A 19,084-nucleotide genomic window follows, 5' to 3' on the forward strand; every position below is an offset into this window, starting at 1 on the left:
GCCGATCACCGTCCGTCGATGCTGTCTTAGCTTTGGCTTAGCCGGCTTGTCCGCGCACACCCCGTTCCGGCAGCATCGCCGTCGTGACGGACGTCAGCGTTGTGGACATCGACCTGGACCATGCTCCCGAGCAGCGGCCCGCGTCGTCGTCCCGGTCGACGCCCTGGCTGGTCGCCGCCGGCGTCACAGTCGTCGCCGCGGCACTGGGACTCACCCTGACCATGCGGTCCGGCTCCGCCCCCGCCTGCGCCGCCGGCCGGAGCCTCGCCGCCGCGCCGCCCACCGGCACCGCCACGCACAGCGGCAAGGCCACCTTCTACGACTCGAACGGCGCCGGCGGCAACTGTTCGAACCCCGCCGCCCCGGCCAACAAGCTCTACGTCGCGCTCGGCCCGACCGAATACTCCGCCGGTGCCGCCTGCGGTGGATTCCTCGACGTGACCGGCCCCAAGGGCACCGTCCGGGTGCTGATCATGGACCAGTGCCCGGAGTGCGCCCCCGGGCATCTCGACCTGTCCCGCGAGGCGTTCGCCCGGATCGCCGAACCGGTCCAGGGGCTCGTTCCGGTCACCTACCGCGCGGTGGTCAACCCGCCGCTGCCCGGTCCACTCACCTTCCGGATCAAGGAGGGCGCGTCGCAGTTCTGGTTCGCCGTCCGGGTCGGCAACCACGGCAACCCGCTGCGGTCCGTCGAGGTCCGGCAGCGTGACAGCGATCCGTGGCGCTCGGCCGCCCGGCAGGACTACAACTACTGGCTGATCGCCTCCGGCGCCGGCGCCGGCCCGTTCACCATCCGGGTCAGCGACGTGTACGGCAACCGCGCCACCGTCAGCGGCATCCGGATGGCGCCCGGCCAGGTGCAGAGCAGCGCCGTCCGGATGTACGGGCCCGGCGCCGTCGCGGCCACCCCGCGCCCGTCCGCGTCGGCTCGGCCACCCGGCAGGCAACCCGCCGCTGGTACGCCGACGCAGGCCCGCCGCCCGGTCGAGGTGGCGAAGGCGAGCGCGCCGGCCACCGGCACGCCGAGCACCCAGCCGGCCGGGGCGAACGCCCGCTGGTGCGCGAGCTGACCGCTCAGTCGACAGGTGTCAGGTCGAGCCACATCAGGATCTCGTCCCGATCGTCATCGGGCGCCACCCGCAACGCGCCCGGCAGACGGCCGATCTCCCGGTAGCCGAGGCGGCCGTAGAACTTGTCCAACCCCAACCCGTCGCGGACCGTCACGTGCAGCGCCTCGTGGCCGAGTCGCCTGCCCAACCGGGCGGCCTCGACCATCAGCGCCGAACCGTAACCGCTGCCCTGGGCGTCCGGGTGAACCATCACCCGCTTCAACACGCACCAGTGCGCCTTGAGCGGGAAGCGGTTGTCACTGAAGACCAGCAGGGCCACCAGCCGGTCGCCGGAGTAGCCGACCAGCAGGCGGTCCGGCCCGTCGGCGATGCCGGCGAAGGTCGGGTCGGCGAGCACGTGCACGTCGGCGGTGGTCACCGGCGGGACGAAGCCAACCGCGCCACCGGCGTTGCTGACGTCCGACCACAGCGCGACGATCTCGGCGCGCAGGCGCGGGGTCAGGTCGGGGTCGAGGACGAAGCGCAGACTCACGCTCGCCATCCTGACCCGCCGACCAGGCCCGTGACCCTCGACAGTGACGCGCCCGACAACCACGTGGGCACGCGGTGCGTGTTGACCTGTGCGGGAGAGGGGATTCGAACCCCTACGCCCTTTCGGACAATAGGACCTAAACCTATCGCGGCTGCCGTTACGCCACTCCCGCCAACTCGCTGAGTCTAGAGCGTCTGGCTTCGGCGGTGTTGAGCCCCGCCTCCCTGAGAATGGTCGAGACCGTGCCGTGGCTCAGCGGCTCAGTCCAGGCCGAGGTCGCGGCGGAGCTTGGCGACGTGTCCGGTGGCCTTGACGTTGTAGAGCGCTCGCTCGATCTTGCCGTCGGCGTCGATCACGAACGTCGAGCGGATCACGCCGGTGACGGTCTTGCCGTACAGCTGCTTCTCGCCGTACGCGCCGTAGGCGGTCAGCACCGCCCGGTCCGGGTCGGACACCAGCGGGAAGGTGATCGCGTCGCGCTCGCGGAACTTCGCCAGCTTCTCCGGCTTGTCGGGGGAGATGCCGACGACCTCGTAGCCAGCGGCCTGGAGCGAGGCGAGCGAGTCGCGGAAGTCGCAGGCCTGCTTGGTGCAGCCGGGGGTCATCGCGGCCGGGTAGGCGTACAGGACCACCTTGCGGCCGCGTAGGTCGGCGAGGGAGAGCTGGTCGCCGGTGTCGGTGGCGAGGGTGAACTCGGGCGCGGGGTCACCGGGGGAGAGGCGGTCGGGCGTGGTCATGGCCCGACGATACCGCCGGGCGGGCGGGTGCTGTCGCGGGCGACGCGCGCAGGTTGGCGCCGCCGGCCCTCGGTCGACTCGACTTCCGGGAATCCGGGCCATCGGCGGGTCGCGGACACCCCGACAACAAGGAAAGCGAGTCGATCACCAGGCGGACACCCCGGCATCAAGGAAGGCGAGACGATCACCCGTCGCCGGGCGGGCGCGGAGTTTGGTCGACCGCGAGGTGATCAACACCTCGCGTTGTTGCCAGACTCTGGCAACAACGAGTCTTGGGAAATAGGCTGACGCACGCTGGCCCGGTCGGGCCCACTGACGTGTGGGAGGTCGCGTGGAAACACTGGCGATGCACATCTCGAACGGGATCATCGACGGTCCCGTGGCGGCGATCTTCGCTGCGCTCGCCCTTGCCGCGCTCACCGTCTGCGTCCTGCGCGGCCGGCGCGACCTGGACGACCGGCTGGCCCCGATGGCGGGCCTGGTGGCCGCGTTCATCTTCGCCGTCCAGATGCTCAACTTCCCGATCTTCACGGCCGGTGTGAGTGGTCACCTGCTCGGCGGCGCGCTCGCCGCCATGCTGGTCGGCCCGTGGGTCGGCGCGCTCTGCGTGTCAGTGGTCCTGGTCGTGCAGGCGCTGATCTTCGGTGACGGCGGCGTGGCGATGCTCGGCCTCAACATCACGAACATGGCGCTGCTGGGCACCGCCGCGGCGTACGTGCTGATCGCGGTGCTGCTGCGCGTGCTGCCCCGGACGCGGGCCGGTCTGGCCGTCACCGCGTTCGTCGCCGCGACCCTGAGCGTGGTGGTCGCGTCGCAGGGCTTCGTCCTCCAGTACTGGCTGGGCGGCACCACCGACCTGGGGAACAACCTGACCGGTCTGGCCGGCACGATGGCCGGCGTCCACCTGCTGATCGGCATCGGCGAGGGCCTGATCACCGCGACCACGGTGCTCACCGTCGCGAAGGTGCGACCCGACCTGGTGTACGCGCTGCGTTCGCTGCGCGCACCCGCCGCCCCCGCTGTCCCGGTCGCCGGAGGTGTTCGATGAAGAATCGCTCGTGGGCTTTCCTGGCCGGTGGCCTGCTGGTCGCCCTCCTGCTCGCCGGGGTGGTGAGCAACTACGCCTCGTCCCACCCGGACGGGCTGGATTCGTCCTTACTCAAGGGCTGCACCGTCGACGCCGACGACACCATCGTCGGCGGCAGCTGTCCGGCGCAGCAGGCGAAGGACCACGAGCTGGGGGACAGCCCGCTCGCCGACTACGGCGTGCGCGGCGTGTCGAACAGCTTCGTCTCCACCGGCCTGTCCGGGGTGCTCGGGGTGCTTGTCACCTTCGCGATCGGCGCCGGCGGTTTCTGGCTGCTGCGCCGCCGGGGCACCACGCCGACCGACGGCACGACGCCGACCGACGGCACGACGCCGACCGACGGCACGACGCCGACCGACGGCCCCAACCCCACCGACGGAGACACGACAACCGCCGAAGGCGACCCCGCGACGTCCGACGACGTCCGGCGGCGCGCCGACGCGGCGAGCTGAGCAGGGGTACGCGATGGGCGCTGGTCACGGGCATGTCCTGTACCGCGAGGTGGCCTCGCCGGTGCACCGGCTCCCACCCGAAGTCAAGATCGTGGCGATGGTCGTCTTCACCATCGCCGTGGTGGCCACCCCACGCACGGCGTTCTGGGCCTTCGGCGCGTACGCGGTGCTGGTGGCGGTGGTGGCGGCGCTGGCCCGGGTGGGGCCGCGCTGGCTGCTCAGCCGGGCGCTGATCGAGTTGCCGTTCGTGCTGTTCGCTGTCGCGCTGCCGTTCCTCGGCACCGGCGACCGGGTCGAGGTGCTGGGCCTGCGGCTGTCCGAGGACGGGCTGCACGGCGCGTGGAACATCCTGGCCAAGGGCACCCTGGGGGTGCTCGCCTCGCTGCTGCTCGCCGCGACCACCACGACCCGGGACCTGATCGTGGGGTTGGACCGGTTGCACTGCCCGCAGGTGCTCACCCAGATCGCCACGTTCATGCTGCGCTATCTCGACGTGCTGGTCGGCGAGGCGCGGCGGATGCGGGTGGCCCGGATCTCCCGGGGCGACGATCCGCGCTTCCTGTGGCAGCTGCGCGGCTTCGCCGCCGGCATCGGGGCGTTGTTCCTGCGTGCCTTCGAGCGCGGTGAGCGGGTCTATCTGGCGATGCTGTCGCGCGGTTACACCGGGCGGATGCCCGCCGTGTGGCAGGGCGACGGCGCGGCGAGTGTCGGTCAGTGGCTGGTCGCGTCGACAGTGCCGGTGTTGGCCGCCTCGATCGCCGCCACCGCCGTCGTGCTGTCATGATCGGTGTCGTGCAGACCGCTGTCTCGCTGGACGTTCGTGGCGTCCGGTACGCGTACCCGGACGGGCACGTCGCCCTGCACGGGGTGGACCTGAGCGTGCCGCGCGGCGATCGGGTGGCGCTGCTCGGGCCCAACGGCGCCGGCAAGACGACACTGGTGCTGCACCTCAACGGGATCCTCACCCCGACCGAGGGCAGCGTGAGCGTCGGCGGGCTGACTGTCACGCCGGACCGGGCCACCCTGGGCGAGGTGCGTCGCCGGGTCGGCATCGTCTTCCAGGACCCGGACGACCAGTTGTTCCTGCCCACGGTGGCGGAGGACGTGGCGTTCGGGCCGGCGAACCTGGGCCTGCGCGGGGCGGAGTTGGCCGCCCGGGTGGACGAGGCGCTCGACGCGGTGGGGATGGGTGCGCACCGCGACCGGGCCCCGCAGCACCTCTCCTTCGGGCAGCGCCGCCGGGTGGCGGTGGCCACCGTGCTCGCCATGCACCCGGAGATTCTGGTGCTCGACGAGCCGTCGTCGAACCTGGACCCGGCGGCCCGTCGTGAGCTGGCCGAGATCCTGCGCGACCTGCCGGTGACGCTGCTGATGGTCACGCACGACCTGCCGTACGCGGCGGAGCTGTGCGAACGGTCGGTGATCCTCGACGGCGGCCGGATCGTCGCCGACGCCCCCACCGGAGACCTGCTGCGTGACGAGGCCCTGCTGGCCCGCCACCGCCTGGAACTCCCCTACGGTTTCATCCCGCGGCCGTAGCTCCGCGCTCGGCGTCGTCGGCCCGCGGTGCTGCGGCGGCGGCCCGGGACGCGGCGTGCAGGCGGAGGACTCCCGCGGCCGTCGCGCCTGCACCGGTGATCAGCACCACCGCCACCATCACCCGGGCGGCCTCGGGCGACCAGGGCACCGGGGCGATGGACCGGGCGAACACCGCGGCGTTGGCCGCGCCGGCGAAGAGCGCCAGGCAGGCCCCGGCCAGCGCCACCGCGAAGTCGGCGGCCGGGCGGCGGGCCAGCGCGTACCACCCGGCGGCGATCGCGCCGAGGCCGGTGAGCAGTGCCCAGATCTGCCCGGACAGCAGCCCGACCAGCACACCGACCACCCCCTGGGCGCCCGCGTCCAGCTCCCGCCCCACCGGGTAGCCGACGGCCACGACGCCGCCGGCGATCAGCAACGCGCCGAGCGCGGACAGCGCGCGGCCGCCGGCCGGGGCGGCGGCGACCAGGCCGAGCGCGCCCACCGCGAGCACCCCCACGATGGTCACCGCCCACCAGGTGTACGCGTCCGGCGGCGGCACCCAGTCCAGCGTCCCGCCGATCGTCACCGGGTCGGCGCCGTCCCGCAGTGGGATCGTCCAGTCCCGGACCCGGTGCTCCCGGTCCGGTGCGGCGCGTACGGCCGCCGGTGGCGCCGACTCCTGCCACAGGGCGCGCCTGTCGTGCCAGCGCACTGTGGTCCCGTCGGCGATCCGCCGCCAGGTCGGCGGGGCGGCCGGGTCGGCCTCGGCCGGGAGCGCGGTGTCCCCGGCGATGGTCCGGTTCAGGTAGGTGGCGGGGGAGCGACTGTTCTCGAAGACCCCGTCCGGGCCGACCCGCAGGTACGGCTCGCCGGAGTAGCCGATGACCTCGATGGCCCGGCCGGTGTCGTTCGTCAGCTCCAGTCGGGCGCCCGCCTCGACGACGCGTACCTCCAGCCCGGGTCGCTGCGGGGTGACCCCGGTGGTCCGGGTGCGGTAGTCGGTGCCGTCGGGGGCGTCCGCGCCGTGCGCGGCGGCGGGCGCCGCGGTGAGCAGGGCCGCCGCGCAGGCGGCGGTGGCGACCAGGCCGGCGCGGGCCAGCAGGGTACGGATCACTTGCCGGCCGCCGCCACGGCTGCGGTGAGCGCGTCCGGGGTGGGGTTCTCGAGTGGCTGACCGTTGACCTTGATCGTCGGCGTGCCGGTGACGTTGCTCTGGCTGGCGTCCTCGGTGACGTGTTCGGTCCACGTCAGGTACGTCTTGTCCTTCACGCAGCCCCCGAACGAGCCCCGGTCGAGACCCACGCCGGCGCCGATGTCGATCAGCTGGTCGTCGGTGAGCCCGGCGCTGCCCTCCGGCGGCTGCCTGTCGAAGAGCGCCTTGGCGTACTCCCGGAATTTGCCGCCCGCCGCGGCGCAGCCGGAGGCGGCCGAGGAGCGGGTGGAGTAGTCGGTGGTGGAGAAGCGGTTGAGGAACGCCACCGGGTGGTAGACCACAGTCGCCTTCCGGTCGGCCACCAGCTGCTCCAGCGTCGCCCCGGTGCTCTGCTCGAACTGCTTGCAGACCGGGCAGAGGAAGTCCTCGTAGACGTCGACGGTGACCGGCCCGTCGCCGGTGACGATGCCGGTGCCGGGCGCGTTCGCGCCGGGTGGGGTGGTGAAGGTGTCGGCGCGCTGGTTGGACCAGACGACCCAGCCGACGACACCGGCGATGACCAGGACGACGACCGCCGCGGCGGAAACCCAGATCGTGCGGCGACGCCGTCGCTCGCGGGCGAGCTGCTCGCGGACCACCCGGGCGGCGTCCCGCTGTCCCTTGCGACTACTCATCCTCGTCCTCCACAGCGGGTTCGCCGGACAACCACCCGTCCACCGATACCGGCGTACGCGGCCAGACCAGCAGAAATCCGGCCAGTACCAAGAATCCCAGGTCCCGAAGGATCTCCGGGAGGTAACTGGGTGCCTGCCCCTCGCCCAGCTGCCCGCCGCTGCCGAAGCAGCCGCAGTCGATGGCCAGCCCGCGCGTCCAGGCCGAGGCGATCCCCACGATGAAGACCACAAGCAGCGCGGCCGACACCCCGGCGACGAGCCGGGTGGCCAGCCCGAGCAGCAACAGCGCGCCCAGCGCCAGCTCGACGAAGGGCAGGGCCGCGCCGATCACCGTCGCCACGTCGTACGGCAGCACCTGGTACGCGTTGACGGCTCGCCCGGAGGCGGCGAGGTCACCGACCTTCGACGCGCCGGCGACGAGCCAGACGGCGGCGAGGCCGAGCCGTGCCGCCGTGCCGAGCCAGGGCCGGACGACCGGCCAACGGCCGGCCCGCGGGGAAGGTGGGGTCACGCTCATTTGTCGTCCCGTCAACGCCGGAAGTTCCCGCTCAGCCGGTCAGGGCGTCGCCGACCGCCTCGACCAGCTCGTCGCGGGCCCGGGCGACCCGGGAACGGATGGTGCCCACCGGCACCCCTTCGACGGCTGCTGCCTCGGCGTACGACAGGCCGAGCAACTGGGTGAGCACGAACGCGGCGCGCCGCTCGGCGCCGAGCCGGCGGACCAGGTCCGCCGCGCCGAACTGGCCGGCCGGGTCCGGGTGCGGGCGGTCGGTGTACGCGTTGGCGGCCAGCCGCTCGTCGAGTCGGCGGCGGCGGATCACCGAGCGCAGGTGGTCGGCGCAGGTCCGTCGGGCGATGCCGAGCAGCCACGTGCGGGCGCTGGAACGGCCCTCGAACGCGGGCAGGGCCCGAAACGCCCGCAGGTAGGTCTCCTGGGTCAGGTCGTCGGCGCTGTCCGGGTCGACAAGGGCGGCGGCGAACCGCCAGACCTCCATCTGGGTCAGCCGGACGAACGCCGCCTGGGCTCTGGGATCACCGTCGCGCGCGCTGAGCGCCCACTCGGTTGCCGGGTCCCGGGCGACGTCACCGGCCGGCTCTGCCGGACCGGCGGCACCGGTGTCACGCGGGACGGGGATCACGACAAACCAGGTTACGCGGCAGCCGGGGCAGCGTTAGGGTCCTTCGGCCCCTGGATGGTCTGCGCCACGTCGGGAACTTTTCCCCGACCCGAGCCGACTATCTTCGCATGACACGCGATCCCTACCGCGCGGCACCGACGGCTGAGCAGCGTTGAGCCCTTCGCCCGACTCGGGTCGCCGACCTCCAGCTCGGTCGGCGACCATGGCTGGCATGATTGTCGCCCCCCGCCGCTGGATCACCCGGCTGGCTGCCGCCGCCGGCCTGCTGGTCACTGTCGTCGCCCTGTTGATCGCGCCAGCCACCCCGGCCAGCGCCCACGCGGTGCTGGAGAGCAGCAGCCCGGCTGCCTCCTCCATCGTGCCGAGCGCGCCGTCCGAGGTGGTCCTCCGGTTCAGCGAGTCGGTCCGCAAGGTTCCCGGCAAGATCAGGGTCATCGCGCCGGACGGCTCCCGCGCCGACCGGGGTGAGCCGTCGTTCGACGGCGGCGAGGTGCGCATCCCGGTGGACCCGGCCGGCGGGCGCGGCACCTACCTGCTCAGCTTCCGGGTGATCTCGGCCGACAGTCACCCGGTGTCCGGGGCGTTCACCTACTCGGTCGGCGCGCCCTCGACGCCGCCGGTCGACTCCGGCACGGACAGCCGCGCCAACCCGGTGGTGGGTACGGCGGTGAAGGTGGCGCGTTTCCTCGGCTACGCGGGTCTGGTGCTGCTGGTCGGGCCGGCGCTGGTGCTCGCCGCGCTGTGGCCGCGACGGCTCTCCCGGCGAGGGCCGGCCCGGCTGGCCTGGATCGGCCTCGGCCTGGTGGCCGTCGCCACCCTCGCCGACCTGTGGTTGCAGGTGCCCTACACGGCCGGCGGTGGTCTCTTCGAGGTGACCGGCGAGGGGTTCGGCAGCGTGTTCGGCAGCGCCTTCGGCGCCGCTCACCTGGTCCGACTCGGCCTGTTGGCGGCCTCCGCCTTCCTGCTCCGGCCGTTGCTGACCCGGCCGGCCAGCCGCACCGACGCGATCATCCTGGCCGTGCTCGGCGGCGCGGCCCTGCTGACCTGGCCGCTGGCCGGGCACCCGGCGGCCTCCCCGGCGCCGGCGGTCTCCGTGGTGGTCGACGCGGTGCACCTGGGCAGCATGGCGGTCTGGCTGGGTGGCCTGCTGATGCTCGCCGGGTTCCTGCTGCGCCAGGCCGACGAGCGGGAGCTGGGCGCGATCCTGCCCATCTGGTCGCGCTGGGCGGCGCTCGCCGTCTCGGCGCTGCTGCTGGCCGGCACCGTCCAGGCGCTGATCGAGGTGGCCACCCCGCGGGCGCTGTTCGACACCACCTACGGGCGGCTGCTGCTGGCCAAGATCGGGCTGTTCGCGGTGGTGATCGCCGTGGCCGCGTACTCCCGGCAGTTGGTGCGTCGACGCATCGCGGCGCAGCGCCCGGCACCGATCCGCCGGGCGGTCTGGGTGGAGCTGGCCGTCACGGTGGTGGTGCTGGGCCTGTCCGCCACGCTCGTGCAGACCACTCCCGCCCGCACCGCCGTCGCCGGCCCGTCCAGCACCGAGGCCGGGCTCTTCAGCACCAGGCTGTCCAGCCCGCTCTACTCCATGGAGGTCGAGCTGAGCCCGGCCGAGCAGGGCAACAACTCGGTGCACCTGTACGCGTACGGCAAGGACGACCAGCCGCTGCCGGTGGTGGAGTGGCGGGCGACCGCCGCGCTGCCCTCGGCCGGGATCGAGCCGATCGACATTCCGTTGCTGCCGTTGACGGACAACCACGCCTACGGCGACATCAGCCTGCCGGCCGCCGGCGACTGGCAAATCAAGATCACCGCGCGCACTACCGACATCGACCAGGCCACGGTGACCGCCACCGTGCCGATCCGTTAGAGAGGTTCGCGAAACCCATGACCCGACTCCGGCGTACCGCAACCGCCGCTGCCGCCCTGGCGTTCACCGCCGCCGCCACCGCTGTGCTCGGCTTCGCCGGACCGGCGTCCGCGCACGTCACTGTCAACCCGAAGGAGGCGGCCCAGGGCGGGTACGCCCGGGTGGCGTTCCGGGTGCCCAACGAGAGCGACACCGCCTCGACCACGAAGATCGAGGTGACGCTGCCGGAGAACGCCCCGGTCGGTTCGGTGTCGACAATGCCGGTGCCCGGCTGGACGGTCGCGACGGAGAAGCGCAAGGTGGACCCGCCGATCGAGGTGCACGGCAGTCAGCTCGCCGAGGCGATATCCAAGATCACGTGGACGGCCACCGGCGACGCGGCGGTGAAGCCCGGCCAGTTCCAGGAGTTCCCCGTCTCGATGGGGCCGCTGCCCAAGGTCGACTCGATGGTCTTCAAGGTCCTGCAGACCTACTCGGACGGTCACATCTCGCGCTGGATCGACCCGCCGGCGCCGGGCGCCGAGGAGCCGGAGAACCCGGCGCCGGTGCTCACCCTGACCGCCGCCGCGGCGCCGGCGGCATCGGCCGCGCCGAGCGCCGCCGTCGTGTCGTCGCCCGACGACGACGATGACGACGAGGGCAACGGGCTCGCGGTCGGCCTCGGTGTGGCCGGTCTCGTCGCCGGGCTGGCTGGGCTGGTGCTGGGCGGGCTGGCGTTCGCCCGGACCCGTCGGGAGCCGGTCGTCAGGTCCTGACCCCCGTTCCACCCGCTGACCCGCCGGAAAACCGTCCGGCGGGTCAGCGCCTTTCCGCAGTCGGACCGGACGGTGCCGTGGATATCCCCTGATCACCGCACCTACGTCGGTAAGGTCGGCCGGGTATCTGGCTACGGAGGGAGACGGTGCGAATGCGTTTCGTGCGGGCGATCGTCGGTGTGCTGCTGTTGGCGCTGGGGATTCCGGCGCTGTTCGCCGGTGGCGCGTTGTGGTTGGTGACTCGACACGCCGACCCCGACGGGGCCTTTGCCGCCCGCTTCGAGACGGTCCGCACGCCCGGTCACGCGGTCGTGGTCACCGACCTCGACCGTCTGCTACGCCAGGAGGCGCCGTTCGCGCGTACCGGGCAGACGCGGCTGCGACTGGACGCCCGCACCTCGGACGGCCCGGCCTTCGTGGGGCTCGCGCCCACCGCCGAGGTGCGTAACTGGCTGGCGCCGGTGCCGTACGCCGTGGTCGGTCGGGTGGCGCTGGCCCAGGGCCCGCTGCCGGTTCGGCTGGACCCGGCCGGTCCCGTTGCTGGCGGTCCGGTCGATCCGGCCGCTGTCGTGCCGGTCGGCCCGCCGGATCGGCCGTCCTGGGTACGCCAGGGCCTCGGGTCGCTGGAGTGGAGTGCTGACGACCTGGCCGGTGAGCCCATGAGCCTGGTGCTGATGCGCCCCGACGGCGGCGCCGACCTGGCACTGGACCTGCGCGCCGAGTTGCGGGCGGGGTGGACCGGCCCGGCCACCTGGGGTCTGCTGGTCACCGGCGTCCTGCTTGTGGCGTGCGCCCTGCTGCTCCTGCTCCGACCGTTGCGCCCACGCGAAGTGATCTTCGTGGTGGAGCCGGATCAGGTGCCGGTGCTCGCCGGCCGGCTCGGGGTCACCTCGCTGAGTGGCCTGGGTGCCCGGGATCCCGGGCCGGCCTCGCCGTTCCCGGCCGTGCGGCAACTCACCATGGTCGGCGCGGGCGCGGGCGCGGGCGCCGGTGCGGGCGGGCGGCCTCGGTCGTTCATCGGTGCCGAACCGGCCCGGTCCGCGACCCACGGCGACCTGGAGAAGCCGGTCCGGGTGCCCCGAGCACCGGAGGTGACGCTGAGCCTCGCGTGGCCGCCGGCCGGTGCGAAGGCCACGGCCCGGCCGGGGGCTGCCGACGAAACGGCGGGTGGCCCTCCACGCTGCCGACGCGGAGGGCCACCCTCACCGGGGGATCGGTGCTACCCGAGCGACGCTTGAGGTAGATGAGACCAGATTAGCGCTGATGACGGCTACTGGGTAGATCTGTCCATTTGGTGCGACTTTTCCTCGGGCTGTGGGTGGTCGGCGAGTCGACGGCGACCCGCACGCACCGGCAGGACCACCAGCAACAGCAGGCTCAACAGCACGTACGTGTTCTGCACCACGAAATCCACCGGGTCGTGCGTGCGGACCGCTCCCGCGCCCCACTTCTGGAACGTCACCACGCCGTAGACGATCACGGCGGTGATGCCCAGCGCGAGCCCGGCCAGCCACCATCGCCGACGTGCCTCGTCCGGGCGGTCGGCGCGCAACGCCGCGTCGGCGAGCAGCACCACCGCCGGCACGAACCAGTAGATGTGGTGGGTCCAGGTGATCGGGCTCGCCAGGGCACCGACCAACCCGGTCAACGTCAGCCCCGTCAACGGGTCACCGGCCCGCGCCGCGCGGGCGGCCCGCCACAGCCCGTACGCGGCGACCACGGCGACAAGCAGCAGCCAGAGCAGCCGGTCCGGCCGCTCCGGCTCGGTGAACCGGCTGAGCAGGCCGAACAGCGACTGGTTGCCGACGATGTCGGTGCGGCCGACCCGCTCGGTGGCCCACAACTCGTGCGTCCAGAACCGCCACGAGTCGTCCGGGGCAATCGCCGCCGCGAGCAGGGTCGCCGCCGCCGCGGTCGCGCTCGCCACCGCCGCGGCCCGCCACCGCCTGGTGGCCAGCAGATACACGATGAAGATGCCGGGGAAGAGCTTGAGCGCCGTTGCCAGCCCCACACCGACCCCGGCCCAGCGCCGCGCCTGCGGTACGGCGAACAGCAGGTCGGCCAGGATCAGCACGACCAGCAGCATGTTGATCTGCCCGAAGGTGATCGTTTCGCGGGTGCTCTCCACGGCCAGCACCAGCAGCACGGCGGCGACCAGCGTGAACGCCCGGGGCAGGTCGTGCCGGGCGATGACCGGCGTCATCAGCCAGTGGGTGGTCAGCACCACGGCGAGCACGGTGAACACCGTGAAGATCGCCACGGTGGCGTCGAGCCGCAGCAGGCCGAACGGCCACAGCAGCAGCGCGCTGAAGGGCGGGTAGGTGAAGTACAACTCGCCCTGCACCCGGTCGGGTTGGACGTAGTCGTAGAGCGGGTGGCCGACGCGCCACCAGTCGACCGCCGACATGTAGATCTTGAGGTCGAGGAATTTGTGGTTCAGGCCCGGCAGGTAGAGCGCTGGCAGCACGGCGATGAGGGCCACCACCGTGACCAGGCGACGGACCGTACGGCCGCCGGGATCGTCGTCCGTGACGGCGGGCGGTGCTACGGAATCGGCTGGCACCCCGAAACCCTAGCGGTCCGGTCCGCCGAGAGCGCGCAGCCGCGGGGTGTGGGCTGCGCGTAGGCTGTGCCGGTGGCTGATCTCCTTGTCTGGATCGACTGTGAGATGACCGGGTTGGACCTTGGCAGGGACAAACTGATCGAGGTTGCGGCACTGGTCACCGATCCCGACCTCAACGTGCTCGGTGACGGGGTCGACGTGGTGATCCACGCCGACGAGGCGGCACTGGAGGGGATGCCGGAGATCGTCCAGACGATGCACGCCAAGTCCGGCCTCACCGAGGAGGTCCGCCGTTCGGTGGTCACCCTCACCGAGGCGGAGGACCTGGTCCTGGACTACGTCCGCACCTTCGTCAAGGATCCGCGGACGGCGCCGTTGTGCGGCAACTCGATCGCCACCGACCGGGGCTTCATCGCCCGCGACATGCCCCGCCTCGACGCCCACCTGCACTACCGGATGATCGACGTCTCGTCGATCAAGGAACTGTGCCGGCGTTGGTACCCGCGGGTGTACTTCGGCCAGCCGCAGAAGGGCCTCGCGCACCGCGCGCTGGCCGACGTCCGGGAGAGCATCCGGGAGTTGGAGTACTACCGGCGGACGCTCTTCGTTCCGCTGCCCGGCCCGGACGTCGAGACCGCCAAGGCGATCGCCGCCGAACTCTGACCCCCGCGCGGGCGGCCCCGGATACCCGCTGGACGGGGCCGGCCGCGGTGCGGCTATTATTGGTCCGCACCCCGCCCGGGGCGATCGACCGGGCGACGGCGGCATGGTGGCTGTAGCTCAGTTGGCAGAGCACCGGGTTGTGGTCCCGGTTGTCGTGGGTTCAATTCCCATCAGTCACCCAGTTGGTTGTGCGACACAGGCCCCCTCTTCGGAGGGGGCCTGAGTCGTTGTGGGCCCGAGTTGTCGTCGAGGCCCGGTGATCCACTTTGATTCAATGAAATCGGGGCATCCAGCCCGGCTGGATGCCCCGACTTCCTGTATCTCGAGTTGATCTGACTAAACGGTCGGGCTGATCGGGTCAGGCGGTCGGCGTGGGCGACGGGGTGTCCGCGCCGTCCGGCGTCGGGGTGGTGGCCGGGTCGGCGGGCGGCTCGTACGGGAGGGCGCTGCCCTTGACGTACTCGTCCCAGCTCATGTTCCAGTCGGTCCAGCCGTTGCCGTTCTGCAGCCTGCGCTCGGTGCCCTTGACCGTGATCGGGTCGCCGATCTGCGTGTTGCTGAACAGCCAGTTGCCGTTGGCCATCGAGACGTTCACGCAGCCGTGCGAGACGTTCACACTGCCCTGCTGCCCCTCCGACCAGGGTGCCGCGTGGATGAACTCCCCGCCCCAGGTGAGACGCTGCGCGAAGTCGATGTTGGTGCGGTAGCCCTCCTCCGGGCCCAGCTCCTCCATCGTGTCGAAGACCGTCTTGCGCAGCTTCTCGATCACGACCATGGTGCCGCTGGACGACGGGGTGCTCTTCTTGCCGAGGCTGACCGGGATGGTCTTGATCACGGCGCCGTTGCGGGTCACCGTCATCCGCTTGGTCTTGTTGTCCACCGTCATGATCAGGGACGCGCCGATCTTGACGTCCACCGCGAGGTCGGCGCGGCCGTACCAGCCCTCACCCATCGGCAGGCCGCCGGCCTGCACCCGGTAGGAGACCTTGCTGTTGGCCTTCCAGAACTCCTTCGGCCGGTACCGGACCTCGGTGGGGCTGACCCAGTGCCAGATGCCCTCCTGGGCCGGGGTCGAGGTCACCGTCATCCGGCGCTGCACGTCGTCGCGGTAGTCCTCCGGGATGCCCCGGCTGAACTTCACGATCAGCGGCATGCCGACCCCGACCACCTGGTTGTCGCCGAGGAAGCTGCTCACCCGCACCTGGTTGCTGGGCTTGGCCATTGTGGTGAACGTGCTGGTCGCGGTGGCCGGACGACCATCGTCGCCGGTGGCGGTCACTGTCGCCGTGTAGCTGGTGCCGTACGCCAACGCGCCGGCTGGCTGCCACGTCTTGCCATCCGCGGCGACCGCGCCCTCGACCGCCTTGCCGGCCGCGTCCTTGAGCTCGACGGCGGTCTGCAGGGCGTCCTTCGTGGTGAAGGTGATGCCGGTCGAGGCCGGCACGTCCTTGGCGTCGGCCGCCGGTTCGCTGATCGTCGCCGCGGCCTTCGGCGGCGGGCTCTCGTTGCCGCCGTGCCACGAGGACGGCTTGCCGCCGTCGCCGTCGGTGCAGGCCGCGGTGAAGGCCAGCGCCACGGCGAGCAACCCCGCCGCGAACACGCGACGTCGCCCACCGTGCCTGCTCAGCTGGTCCTGGCTAGCTCGCATGATTCCCTCACAGTCGTGGTCGCTGCCCCATCGTCTCCTACTGACGCGCGAGAGCCGGCGCCGGTTGCCGAGGGTGAACCGAAACACGCCGAGAATCCTGCCGGATTTTTGCTACTATCCGGCGTTTCGTGAGCGTGACTCGTTCTCCGTGCGGGGGCGGTGGGGTCGCCGCGGCATCGTCGCCTCGCCGGAGTGCAAGAGTACGCGCCGGCCCCGCCATCGGCAGGACCGGCGCGAGACGGCCGGACAGGCTCAGAGCAGCGGGCCGGCCCCACCGCTGGGCACAGGCAGCGCGCTGCCCTTGATGAATGCCGACCAGCTCAGGCTCCACGCCGTCCAGCCGTTGCCGGCGACGATCTTGCGCTCGGTGCCCTTCACCGTGATCGGGTCACCGATCCGCGTCTTGTCGAACAGCCACCGGGCGTTGGCCATCGACACGTTCACGCAGCCGTGGGAGACGTTCTGCCTGCCCTGTACGTGCTCCGACCAGGGTGCGGCGTGGATGTACTCGCCGCCCCAGGTGAGCCGCTGGGCGAACTGGATGTCGGTGACGTAGCGGTTGGCCGGGTCCGGGTCGTCGCGGGTGTCGAAGGTCGTGGCCTCCTTCTTCTCCATCACGACCATCGTGCCGCTGGACGACGGCGTGCTCTTCTTGCCCAGGCTCACCGGGATGGTGCGCACCAGCGCGCCGTTCTCGTACACCGCCATCTTCTTGCTGGCGTTGTCGACCTTCATCTCGAACGACCGGCCGATCTTGGCGGTGGCCTTGCGGTCCATGTCGCCGTACTTGCCGTTGCTCAGCGGCATCCCGGCCAGGGCGATCCGCACCGAGATGGTCGTGCCGGGCTTCCAGTACTTCGGGGCCCGGTAGTAGGCCTGCGAGCCGTTGTCGACCCAGTGCCAGGCCCCCGGCTGCGGCGGATCGGTGCGGACGAACATCCGCTTCTGCACCGCCGCCCGGTCCTTCTTCGGGATGCCCGGGTGGAACTCGGTGACCACCGGCATGGCCACGCCGTAGCTCTTGTCGTCGAAGAGGTACAGGCCGGACCCGATTGTCGACTTCGGCTTGGCCATCGTGGTGAAGCTGCTGGTGCCCTGGCTGCTCGTCCCGTCGGCCGCGCTCGCCGTCAGCGTGGCCGTGTAGCGGGTGCCGAACTTCAGCGGGGCGGACGGCACCCAGGCGGAACCGTCGGTGCGCAGCTTGCCCTCCACCGTGCCGCCCCCGTCGGCGGTCAGGGTGACCGCGGAAACCTTCCCGCCGCCCGGGAGCTTCGCGCTGATCTCCGTGCTCACCGGCCGGTTGTTCGCGCCGTCGGCCGGGCTCAGCGTGAGCGTGGGCGTGCTCGGGGTGGTCGGTGCCGAGGGCGCGGACGAGCCAGGTGCGGCGCCCGCGTCCGCCGCCGATGTCCCACCGACGAATGCCGGCTTCTTCTGCTTGTCGCCGCACCCGGTCAGTGCCAGCGACGCCACCAGAGTCAGAGCGCCCACCACCGCCCCGGCTCGCGTGAACCGTGTCATCCCCACCTCTGTTCTCGCGTACCTGGCGGACATCGTGCCGCATCACCGCCCCAACCCACGCCCCCGTCTTGAGCGCGCTGGCCGGTTTGTGGAGTTTTGCCCGCAAAGCTCGACCGAAGGGGGGAGTCGGGTAACCGGATTGGAGCCCCACTTCCGGGGGTGCTAATGTTTTCTCCGTTGCCGAACGAGCGCCGCTAGCTCAACTGGCAGAGCAGCGGACTCTTAATCCGCGGGTTCGGGGTTCGAGTCCCTGGCGGCGCACCAGCAAAAAGGCTCTGACCTGGGGATTCGCCCTGGGTCAGAGCCTTTTGGTGTTGCTGAGGGTGGCCCGCGACCACGCCGCGACGGCCGGCCTGGGCCCGGCTGGGGCGGTGTGGGCCGTGGCCGGCGGGGAGGGGCAGCGGCTGCGGCTCAGCGTAGCCAGCGGACGCGCTCCTCGACCCCGCGGATCGCTCGTCGCCACAGGATGCTGGCCTGCCCTCCCTGCAGGGAGGCAAGTTGGCGACGCGCACCCCATCCGGCGATCGGCCTGTCCACGTTCCGAAACAGGTCGTCGAGATGATCGAGCGGCGAGCCCACGGTCAGCAATGTCAGCACGTCGTCGATGCTGAACGCCACCGAGAGCTCCCGAATGAGGTCGCGGTTGGCGATGAACAGGGCCGGGATCCACTGCGTCGGCGCAAATCGCAGGCTGTGCAGGATGAGGTCGAACTCGTAGCAGTTTTCGTCGTCAGGCTCGGTCTCGGTGCCGCCGATCCGGTCCAGGACGCTTTCCCAATCGGGAACGTCGGCCAACTCATGCGCGTCGGTCCTGGCCAGATACTTACGCATGGAGGCTACGGATCTGAACAGGAGCAGGTGCCCCTGGGCGCCGAGAAAGGCCGCTTCGGTCCGTTGGTCGTCGAGATACGCGCGAAGCGTGTATCCCCTCTCGCCAGACCGAAGCGCGATGGCGATGGGGTGAACGGCTGACGCCATGCTCGACGGCGCTTCCTGCGGGCTCGTACCCGTGCAGCTCGGGTGTGTCCACTGAGCCCTGGGATGCTCGCGCTCGCGGGTCTCGCGTTCGCGGGCCTGACGTTCCCTGCGCTGGCGCTCGGGATCCTTGCGCTCCCGGGCCTCGCGCTTCCGGTCCTCGCGTTCACGGTCCTCGCGATCGCGGTCCTGCCGTTCGCGGTCGTGCCGTTCGCGGTCCTGGCGTTCGCGAGCCTGACGCTCCCGGTCGTGCCGTTCGCGGTCCTGGCGTTCGCGAGCCTGACGCTCCCGGTCCTGCCGTGCACGGGCCTCACGCTCGTGGGCATCTCTCAACTGCTTGTACGCCGCGTTGATCCGCTGCATCTGCTGGGTGACCTCTGCACGGACGCTCGCAGAGCTCGACTGATGCCGGTCCGGATGCCAGATCTGCACGAGAAGGAGGTAGCGCTCCCGAATCTCCGCGACCGACGACTCACGCGTCACTCCGAGAACGGTGTACGGATCCTGTCCGTTATCGGGCATGACATCCGCCAGATTTCATGGATGATCGGATCTCGTACACCGCGGCGATGGTAACAGCACCGTCGATGCGTGCGTGCCCGCAGCAATGGGTGGGCGCCATGAGCCGCACGCGTCCCTCGGGTCGCGGGCCACCGCCAGCCCTCCGCCCCGCGCGACTTCCGTCCGCCGGCCGGTGGCGGCATCAATCGTCACACGTCTATAGTTGCGCGGA

18 protein-coding genes, 3 tRNA genes and 1 pseudogene are annotated in these 19,084 nt (G+C 71.5%); 11 read left to right on the plus strand and 11 right to left on the minus strand.

Features of this window, described 5'->3' with window-relative positions; genetic code table 11:
* Positions 1-83: 83 nt before the first annotated feature.
* The gene (locus tag ACQPWW_RS06425) at positions 84-1,070 is read left to right on the plus strand and encodes an expansin EXLX1 family cellulose-binding protein (RefSeq protein WP_433130095.1); all 987 of its coding nucleotides are present in this window, start codon (positions 84-86) and stop codon (positions 1,068-1,070) included.
* A 4-nt stretch (positions 1,071-1,074) separates the two neighbouring features.
* Here ACQPWW_RS06425 and ACQPWW_RS06430 read toward each other — a convergent pair whose 3' ends face one another.
* From ACQPWW_RS06430 to bcp, 3 genes are all read right to left on the minus strand, one after another.
* Positions 1,075-1,602 carry an N-acetyltransferase family protein gene (locus tag ACQPWW_RS06430; RefSeq protein WP_433130097.1) on the minus strand — a complete coding sequence of 176 codons (528 nt, stop codon included), beginning with the start codon at positions 1,600-1,602 and terminating at the stop codon, positions 1,075-1,077.
* Between the two features lie 89 nt (positions 1,603-1,691).
* Positions 1,692-1,774 (minus strand) — tRNA-Leu (locus tag ACQPWW_RS06435).
* An 88-nt stretch (positions 1,775-1,862) separates the two neighbouring features.
* Positions 1,863-2,339: a thioredoxin-dependent thiol peroxidase gene (gene bcp / locus ACQPWW_RS06440; RefSeq protein ID WP_433130099.1), complete on the minus strand. Its 477-nt coding sequence runs from the start codon at positions 2,337-2,339 to the stop codon at positions 1,863-1,865.
* 331 nt (positions 2,340-2,670) lie between these two features.
* Here bcp and ACQPWW_RS06445 point away from each other — a divergent pair, with 331 nt between their 5' ends.
* Genes ACQPWW_RS06445 through ACQPWW_RS06460 form a run of 4 tightly spaced genes read left to right on the plus strand, consistent with a single transcriptional unit; the run spans position 2,671 to position 5,417 of the window.
* Positions 2,671-3,387, plus strand: a complete 717-nt coding sequence (locus ACQPWW_RS06445; RefSeq protein ID WP_433130101.1) for an energy-coupling factor ABC transporter permease — start codon at positions 2,671-2,673, stop codon at positions 3,385-3,387.
* Complete coding sequence (locus tag ACQPWW_RS06450) at positions 3,384-3,878, plus strand: PDGLE domain-containing protein (protein WP_433130103.1); 495 nt, start codon at positions 3,384-3,386, stop codon at positions 3,876-3,878. Before ACQPWW_RS06445 ends, ACQPWW_RS06450 begins: the two co-directional genes overlap by 4 nt.
* Before the next feature lie 13 nt (positions 3,879-3,891).
* Entirely contained in the window at positions 3,892-4,662 is a 771-nt protein-coding gene (cbiQ, locus tag ACQPWW_RS06455) for a cobalt ECF transporter T component CbiQ (protein ID WP_433130105.1), read from the plus strand.
* Positions 4,659-5,417, plus strand: coding sequence for an energy-coupling factor ABC transporter ATP-binding protein (locus ACQPWW_RS06460; RefSeq protein ID WP_433130107.1), 759 nt, complete (start codon positions 4,659-4,661; stop codon positions 5,415-5,417). Before cbiQ ends, ACQPWW_RS06460 begins: the two co-directional genes overlap by 4 nt.
* Here ACQPWW_RS06460 and ACQPWW_RS06465 read toward each other — a convergent pair.
* From ACQPWW_RS06465 to ACQPWW_RS06480, 4 genes are read right to left on the minus strand one after another with little or no spacing between them, the layout of a single operon-like run.
* Complete coding sequence (locus ACQPWW_RS06465) at positions 5,401-6,510, minus strand: hypothetical protein (RefSeq protein WP_433130110.1); 1,110 nt, start codon at positions 6,508-6,510, stop codon at positions 5,401-5,403. The two genes, ACQPWW_RS06460 and ACQPWW_RS06465, sit on opposite strands and share 17 nt — an antisense overlap.
* Positions 6,507-7,223 (minus strand): DsbA family protein, encoded by a 717-nt coding sequence (locus ACQPWW_RS06470; protein ID WP_433130112.1) that lies wholly within the window; start codon positions 7,221-7,223, stop codon positions 6,507-6,509. The genes ACQPWW_RS06465 and ACQPWW_RS06470 overlap by 4 nt, the downstream gene beginning before the upstream one ends.
* Complete coding sequence (locus tag ACQPWW_RS06475; protein WP_433130114.1) at positions 7,216-7,740, minus strand: MauE/DoxX family redox-associated membrane protein; 525 nt, start codon at positions 7,738-7,740, stop codon at positions 7,216-7,218. The genes ACQPWW_RS06470 and ACQPWW_RS06475 overlap by 8 nt, the downstream gene beginning before the upstream one ends.
* A 31-nt stretch (positions 7,741-7,771) precedes the next feature.
* The gene (locus ACQPWW_RS06480) at positions 7,772-8,362 is read right to left on the minus strand and encodes a sigma-70 family RNA polymerase sigma factor (RefSeq protein WP_433130116.1); all 591 of its coding nucleotides are present in this window, start codon (positions 8,360-8,362) and stop codon (positions 7,772-7,774) included.
* A gap of 202 nt (positions 8,363-8,564) precedes the next feature.
* Here ACQPWW_RS06480 and ACQPWW_RS06485 point away from each other — a divergent pair, with 202 nt between their 5' ends.
* The 3 genes and pseudogenes from ACQPWW_RS06485 to ACQPWW_RS06495 all read left to right on the plus strand — a co-directional run.
* The gene (locus ACQPWW_RS06485; protein ID WP_433130118.1) at positions 8,565-10,229 is read left to right on the plus strand and encodes a copper resistance CopC/CopD family protein; all 1,665 of its coding nucleotides are present in this window, start codon (positions 8,565-8,567) and stop codon (positions 10,227-10,229) included.
* A gap of 17 nt (positions 10,230-10,246) precedes the next feature.
* Positions 10,247-10,984 carry a YcnI family copper-binding membrane protein gene (locus ACQPWW_RS06490; RefSeq protein WP_433130120.1) on the plus strand — a complete coding sequence of 246 codons (738 nt, stop codon included), beginning with the start codon at positions 10,247-10,249 and terminating at the stop codon, positions 10,982-10,984.
* A 689-nt stretch (positions 10,985-11,673) separates the two neighbouring features.
* Positions 11,674-12,227, plus strand: a pseudogene (locus tag ACQPWW_RS06495) (hypothetical protein); the annotation flags it as partial.
* A gap of 27 nt (positions 12,228-12,254) precedes the next feature.
* On the opposite strand, the gene ACQPWW_RS06500 reads toward ACQPWW_RS06495, so the two are convergent.
* Entirely contained in the window at positions 12,255-13,547 is a 1,293-nt protein-coding gene (locus tag ACQPWW_RS06500; protein ID WP_433130122.1) for a glycosyltransferase family 87 protein, read from the minus strand.
* A gap of 66 nt (positions 13,548-13,613) precedes the next feature.
* On the opposite strand from ACQPWW_RS06500, the gene orn reads away from it, so the two are divergent.
* Both orn and ACQPWW_RS06510 read left to right on the plus strand, forming a co-directional pair.
* Positions 13,614-14,210, plus strand: coding sequence for an oligoribonuclease (orn, locus tag ACQPWW_RS06505; protein WP_433130124.1), 597 nt, complete (start codon positions 13,614-13,616; stop codon positions 14,208-14,210).
* A gap of 106 nt (positions 14,211-14,316) precedes the next feature.
* Positions 14,317-14,389 (plus strand) — tRNA-His (locus ACQPWW_RS06510).
* Between the two features lie 179 nt (positions 14,390-14,568).
* Here the strand turns inward: ACQPWW_RS06510 and ACQPWW_RS06515 are convergent.
* Both ACQPWW_RS06515 and ACQPWW_RS06520 read right to left on the minus strand, forming a co-directional pair.
* Positions 14,569-15,858, minus strand: coding sequence for an Ig-like domain-containing protein (locus ACQPWW_RS06515; protein ID WP_433130126.1), 1,290 nt, complete (start codon positions 15,856-15,858; stop codon positions 14,569-14,571).
* 252 nt (positions 15,859-16,110) lie between these two features.
* The gene (locus ACQPWW_RS06520; protein WP_433130128.1) at positions 16,111-17,376 is read right to left on the minus strand and encodes an Ig-like domain-containing protein; all 1,266 of its coding nucleotides are present in this window, start codon (positions 17,374-17,376) and stop codon (positions 16,111-16,113) included.
* 188 nt (positions 17,377-17,564) lie between these two features.
* On the opposite strand from ACQPWW_RS06520, the gene ACQPWW_RS06525 reads away from it, so the two are divergent.
* Positions 17,565-17,640 (plus strand) — tRNA-Lys (locus ACQPWW_RS06525).
* A gap of 147 nt (positions 17,641-17,787) precedes the next feature.
* Here ACQPWW_RS06525 and ACQPWW_RS06530 read toward each other — a convergent pair.
* On the minus strand, positions 17,788-18,834 hold the full coding sequence (locus ACQPWW_RS06530; protein WP_433130130.1) for a J domain-containing protein: 1,047 nt from the start codon (positions 18,832-18,834) through the stop codon (positions 17,788-17,790).
* Positions 18,835-19,084: the final 250 nt, after the last annotated feature.

The sequence above is a fragment of the Micromonospora sp. CA-240977 genome (assembly GCF_050942285.1).
Classification (GTDB): Bacteria; Actinomycetota; Actinomycetes; order Mycobacteriales; family Micromonosporaceae; genus Micromonospora.

Excerpts from the sequence above, each read along its gene's own strand:
- ACQPWW_RS06490 (WP_433130120.1), top strand. The coding sequence starts at position 10,247 with ATGACCCGACTCCGGCGTACCGCAACCGCCGCTGCCGCCCTGGCGTTC.
- ACQPWW_RS06515 (WP_433130126.1), bottom strand. The coding sequence starts at position 15,858 with ATGCGAGCTAGCCAGGACCAGCTGAGCAGGCACGGTGGGCGACGTCGC.
- bcp (WP_433130099.1), bottom strand. The coding sequence starts at position 2,339 with ATGACCACGCCCGACCGCCTCTCCCCCGGTGACCCCGCGCCCGAGTTC.
- ACQPWW_RS06520 (WP_433130128.1), bottom strand. The coding sequence starts at position 17,376 with ATGACACGGTTCACGCGAGCCGGGGCGGTGGTGGGCGCTCTGACTCTG.
- ACQPWW_RS06470 (WP_433130112.1), bottom strand. The coding sequence starts at position 7,223 with ATGAGTAGTCGCAAGGGACAGCGGGACGCCGCCCGGGTGGTCCGCGAG.
- ACQPWW_RS06450 (WP_433130103.1), top strand. The coding sequence starts at position 3,384 with ATGAAGAATCGCTCGTGGGCTTTCCTGGCCGGTGGCCTGCTGGTCGCC.
- ACQPWW_RS06460 (WP_433130107.1), top strand. The coding sequence starts at position 4,659 with ATGATCGGTGTCGTGCAGACCGCTGTCTCGCTGGACGTTCGTGGCGTC.
- cbiQ (WP_433130105.1), top strand. The coding sequence starts at position 3,892 with ATGGGCGCTGGTCACGGGCATGTCCTGTACCGCGAGGTGGCCTCGCCG.
- ACQPWW_RS06485 (WP_433130118.1), top strand. The coding sequence starts at position 8,565 with ATGGCTGGCATGATTGTCGCCCCCCGCCGCTGGATCACCCGGCTGGCT.
- ACQPWW_RS06475 (WP_433130114.1), bottom strand. The coding sequence starts at position 7,740 with ATGAGCGTGACCCCACCTTCCCCGCGGGCCGGCCGTTGGCCGGTCGTC.